The organism is Streptomyces sp. NPDC054961 (genome assembly GCF_053609145.1).
This window is the reverse complement of record NZ_JBSGWY010000089.1, coordinates 1-5,824: the sequence shown is the minus strand read 5'-3', so window position 1 is coordinate 5,824 and position 5,824 is coordinate 1. Positions and strand designations below refer to the sequence as shown.

The 5,824-nt window shown below is 67.4% G+C and carries 3 protein-coding genes; 2 read left to right on the top strand and 1 reads right to left on the bottom strand.

Annotation, left to right across the window (positions count from 1 at the left end):
- Positions 1-4,821, top strand: a 4,821-nt coding sequence (locus ACWF9Z_RS36365; protein WP_453609864.1) for a polymorphic toxin-type HINT domain-containing protein, incomplete at its 5' end; no start/stop codon positions are given.
- A gap of 38 nt (positions 4,822-4,859) precedes the next feature.
- Positions 4,860-5,618: a hypothetical protein gene (locus ACWF9Z_RS36360; protein WP_453609862.1), complete on the top strand. Its 759-nt coding sequence runs from the start codon at positions 4,860-4,862 to the stop codon at positions 5,616-5,618.
- Here ACWF9Z_RS36360 and ACWF9Z_RS36355 read toward each other — a convergent pair.
- Positions 5,606-5,824 (bottom strand): SSI family serine proteinase inhibitor (locus ACWF9Z_RS36355; protein WP_453609860.1); only part of this gene is annotated, 219 nt, incomplete at its 5' end. The genes ACWF9Z_RS36360 and ACWF9Z_RS36355 overlap by 13 nt on opposite strands.

Below are 5,824 nucleotides of genomic sequence, written 5' to 3'. Positions count from 1 at the left end.
AACGGCAACGCGAGCGAAGCCCCCCGCACCAAGAACGTCACCACCTACCTGCGCGGCATGGACGGCGACGTCCTCGCCAACGGCACCAAGCGCAGCATCAACGTGAGTGACGCCCAGGGCGGCAGCATCAAGGACGAAGAAGTCCTGTCCGGCTTCGTCCGCCAGAGCCAGACCTACGACCGCGACGGCGGGACGGTGGTCTCGGACGAGGTCACGACACCGTGGATCGGCCCGGTCACCGCGACCCGCGCCCAGTCCGCCGGCATGCCCGCGATCACGGCCCGCGCGGTGAACACCGCGAAGGTCACCAGTCGCGCGAAGCTCGCCAACGGCACCTGGCGTACGGCCGAGCGTTCGTCGACGTACGACACCACGCTCACGACCCGTCCTCTCCAGGTCGACGACAACAACGACATCTCCCGCACGGACCAGCGTCTGTGCACCACCTTCGAGTACCCCACCGGCCCGGGCGGCGCGGCCACCGAGCTCGCCTCCCGCACCCTGGTCGTCTCCGGTGTGTGCGGTCAGACGCCGACCGCGGCGAACACCGTGGGCGACACCCGTTCCCTCTTCGACGGTCTGGCCTACGGCCAGGTCGGCGCGACGGCGAACGGCACGGGTACCGAGGTCCTGGAGAAGTACGACGCGGCCGGCAAGCCGGTCTACCGTCTCAACTCCACCTCCACCTACGACGCCTACGGCCGCGTCACCAGCAACACCAACAAGGTCCGCACCGACGCCACCCACCCCGGCGGCGCCGTCACCACGACCGAATACACCCCCGCCACCGGCGTCCTGCCGAACACGGTGACGCACACCAACCCGCTGGGCTGGAAGTCGACCACCACCCTCGACATCGGCCGCTCACAGCCGCTGAAGACCACCGACGAGAACAACCACGTCGGCGAACGCGCCTATGACGCGCTCGGCCGGGTCGTCTCCATCTGGCAGCCGGGCCAGGAACGCGCGAACAACGCGCTCCCGGTCCGCAAGTACTCGTACACGATGAACGGCACCAACGCGCCGTCCGCCGTTCTGAGCCAGGCGCTCATGAACGACAACAGCTACACGTCCAGCTACTCCATCTACGACGGCCTCGGCCGGGTCCGCCAGACCCAGGCCAAACCCCCGTCAGGCGTGGCCGGCCGCATGATCACGGACGCGCTGTTCGACTCCCACGGCTGGCAGGTCAAGACCAGCGCCTCGTACTACACGGACCAGGGCGCGCCCTCCGCGGCGCTGTTCCTGCCCAACGGCGGCGTCCAGCCCGACAGCAAGATCCCCTCCCAGACCATCCAGGTCTTCGACGGACTCGGCCGCGTCACGGACAGCATCAGCCAGTCCTACGGTGTGGAGCAGTCCCGCTCCAAGACCGAGTATCCGGGAGCGGACGAGGTCCGCACGATTCCGCCGGCCGGCGGTTTCGCGTCGGCGACGATCACCAACGGCACCACCTCGATCCTGCGCCAGTACAAGGCCAACACGCCCACCGGCGCATACGACGAGACGACCTACCTGTCCAACAGTCAGGGTCAGGAGCTGTCGCGGAAGGACTCCGCCGGCAACGAGTGGACCTTCACCTACGATCTCCTCGGCCGCGTGGTGAAGACCACCGACCCCGACTCGGGCATCAGGACCACGGTCTACGACGACAGCAAGAATTCCGTCACCGCCACAGACGCACGCCTGAAGAGCGCCACTCAGGTGGCTGACCTCCTCGGCCGCACCATCGCGACGTACGAGGGCACGGCCATCGACCCGGCCAAGCAGGTCGGCGCGTTCACCTACGACACCAAGGCCCTGGGCAAGTCCGACAGCACCACCCGTTACGTGGGCGGCAGGACGGGCAGCGCCTACATCTCGGAGATCACCGGCTACGACGGCGGCTACCGCCCCCTCGGCACCAAGATCACCATCCCGGCCGTCGAAAAGGAACTGGCCGGCACCTACCAGACGACCAGCACCTACGACGCCTACGGGCAGCTGAAGACCACCGCCCTCCCCGGCATCACCAAGGCCGGACTGGGCGTCGAAACCCTGACGTTCGGTACGGACGTCGCGGGCAACACCACCTCGCTCAGTGGCAAGATCGGTCTCGCCAGGACCCCGTACCTCGTGGACATGCGCTACGACCCCTACGGGCGTCCGATCCGCTCCACCGTCGGTGACACCGGCGTCCAGGTCGTCTCCACGACCGACTACGACGCCGGCAGCGGCCGTGCGATCCGTTCCACCCTGGACAAGCAGACGGCCGCGACCGCGAGCGTCGATGTCCTGGACTACACCTACAACAAGGCCGGTCAGCTGACCTCGGTCGGTGACACCCAGGACGGCACCGGCCGTGACCTGCAGTGCTTCACGCACGACTACCTCGGGCGCCTGACCCAGGCCTGGACCGACACCGGTACCCAGACCACGGCCCCCCAGCCCAGCGTCCGCGGCATCGGCGGCTGCACCAACGCGGCCGGTCCCGCTGTCGACGGCACCGGCAAGCCCAGCGTCGGCGGCCCGGCCCCGTACTGGCAGCAGTACGAGTACGACGCGCTCGGCAACCGCAAGAAGCTGGTCAAGAAGGACGTCACCGGCAACGCCGCCAAGGACGTCACGATCGCCCAGACCTTCGGCACCGGCCCCAACACCCCGTCCTCCGACCCGAAGACCGGCGGCGGCACGGGCGGCCCGCACGCGCTGATGACCGCGACCGAGACCGGCCCGTCCGGCACCAAGGTCACCTCCTACACCTACGACGCCACCGGCAACACCGCCGGCATCACCACCACCGCCGGCACCAAGGCCCTGACCTGGAACGGACAGGGCAAGCTCGACAAGATCGTCGGCACCGGCGAGAGCGCCGGCACGAGCTACCTGTACGACACCGCCGGCAACCAGCTCATCCGCCGCGACCCCACCAGCACCACCCTCAACCTCGGCACCGACCAGCTCACCCTGGACACCGCCAGCGGCAAGGTCTCCAACGTCCGCACCTACGTGGCACCCGGCGGCCTGTCGATCACCCGCACCACCAGCACCCTCAACGGCTCCACGCTCGCCTATCAGAGCGCGGACCACCACGGCACCGGCGGAGTCCAGTTCAAGGCCTCCGACCTCAGCCACATCCGCCGCGCCTCCGACCCGTTCGGCAACGAACGCGGCACTCAGCCCGCCCCCGGCGCCTGGGCCGGCGACAAGGGCTTCATCGGCGGCACCAAGGAGAAGGCCACCGGCTTCACCCTTCTCGGCGCCCGAGAATACGACCCCACCACCGGCCGCTTCATCAGCCCCGACCCGATCATCAACGCGGGCAACCCCCAGCAGTGGAACGCCTACGCCTACTCCGAGAACGATCCTGTCAACAAGTCCGACGCGACAGGCTTGGAGAGCTGTTTCGGCGTCGCGTACTGCTCGGGCAGCAACGGCACGGACCTGGGCTCCACGTTCGACCCGGACTACGACAAGAAGCACGGCGGGGGCGGCAGCGGCGACGGTGACGGCGACGGCCCGGACGACACCGAGCTGAAGGCGTCCACGAAGAAGGTCTCCGAGGCCAAGAAGAGGCGCGACCACCTCATCGACGAGGTCATCGACATCGTCGGCGACCTGATCGGATACAACGACGCCCGTGACTGCTTCACCAAGGGCGACGTCATGGCCTGCATCAACACGGCCCTGAACTTCGTCCCCTGGGGCAAGCTCTTCAAGGCCGTCAAGATCGGCATCAAGGCCTTCAAGATCTACAAGGAAGTCAACAAGGCCTACGACGCCATCCACGAAGCCGAACGCGGAGCGGCAAAAGCCGCCGAGGCCTACAGCACGGCGAAGAAAGCCCTGAAGGAAGCCCGCGCCGCCGAAGCCAAGGCAGCCAAATCGGCATCGGAGAAGGCCGCCAAGGAATCCGCCAGCGACAGCGCGGGAACCGAAGCCAAGGCAGTAGCCGACGAAGCCGACGCGGCGAAGGTAGACGGCGGCGGCGGTGACGTCCCCTCGGCTGCGACCAAGTGCAACAGCTTCCCCGCAGGCGTACGCGTCCTGATGGCCGACGGTTCCGCGAAGTCCATCGAGGACGTCAAGGACGGCGACGTGGTCATGGCCACCGACCCGCAGACCGGCGAAACCCGTCCCAAGACGGTCACCACCACCATCACCACCCCCGACGACAAGGACTTCACCGACCTCACCCTCACCGACGAGGCAAGCCCTCGCGGACCGCCCGCGAAGATCACCTCCACCTACCACCACCCCTACTGGAGCGAAACCCGCCACCAGTGGACCGACGCCGGCGAACTCAACGTCGGTGAGCAGCTCCGCCAGCCCAACGGCGACACCCTCACGGTCACGGCAACCCGCAACTACCCGCACGCCGTCACCACGCACAACCTCACCGTCGACGACTTCCACACGTACTACGTGCTCGCGGGTGCCACCCCGGCCCTCGTCCACAACTGCGATGTGGCACTCGGAATCCAGGAGGCCGGCGTCGTGAAGTGGGCGGAGGACAAGTTCCTCACGCATTACATGGGAACGAACGGCCAGAACGGCATGTGGATGACCCATGTCACCAGGGCCATCAAGGACCCGGGGACCACTCTGCACGTGTACACCGAAGGGTTCACGGGCGGCTGGGAAGGGTCGGCCGTCCGAGGCATGACCTCCGGCGCCAAGGCCACGGAGCAGGAGATGGGATGGATCGCTCGCGCTCTCGCCAACGGCCAGACGACGTGGGACATGGTCAAGTTCTACGATAAGGACGGACTCTTGGACCTGACCGAACCGGATTGGACCGACCCCATATTCGCGAAGGTCCACATCTGGGGAGAGATCTGAGGATGGCAGGGGTACGCGACGGAGAGGGAGGAGGATCCATGCACGCGACAGGACACGAGGAGAATGTCGATCTCTCGGAGATCCTCGACGTCGAGCACTATGCCGATCTTGTCGAATACGGCGGCCTGGCGGCGGCGATCACGTGCGTGTCGCGCCGGAACGGGATGGACCTGGGAAGGATCTACCCGCAGGCGACCTCCGGGAAGGGGCTCTACAAGACCGCCCACGCGGACTCGAGCCGGGGAAGGATGTCCGTACTGCTCGGGCTCGGGCGGCGGTCGTTCTCGCTCAAGCTCGAAGGGCGCGGATTCGTCTGGGCCAGCGGCAGCACCTCCGACCTGTCGGCCCTGACCGCGGCCATGGACGCCTGGCGTCGAGGGGAGAAACTGCGAGATCTCAGCAGGGATTTCCCCTTCCTGGAGTACGAGCGCATCAGCCAGGGGCACGAGGACGGAATTCCGGTCGAAACCCAATGGAATATCGTCCTGGAGAGCGAACGCCTTCGCCCGTATCGCGACCTGCTTCTCTCGGTCCGAGCCGATGCCAGGCTTCGCGAACTCTTCCCGACTTTCTCTCACGACACTCTCAGGCTCGCCGTGGATTGTTATGACAGAGAGGCGGGAGAGATCGTGATTCAGGTCCTCCCCGACGGCTCGCACTCCGTCCTGGCTTCCGCCGACGAGGTCTCCGACACCCTGGCCGAACTGGCCGGCGCGTTCCTCTTCGCGCTGCGCCACCCGGGCACCCGGGTGACGCAGGATTCCCCGGCGGGGGCCGGCCGGGCTCAGAAGGAGTAGACGGCGCTGTCGTTCATGCTGCCGGCCAGCTCGCAGGCGTTGCCGTACGTGGTCGAGAACGTGACGCGCTTGCCGTGCCAGACGCCGTGGGCGGTGATCACGACCGGGTCCCACTGCCGGGTACACATGCGGTCGGGCGAGGTCCGGGCCAGCGCGGTGAACTGGCCGCCGACCGCGTCGAGTTCGGCGCACGCAGCCTCCGGGGC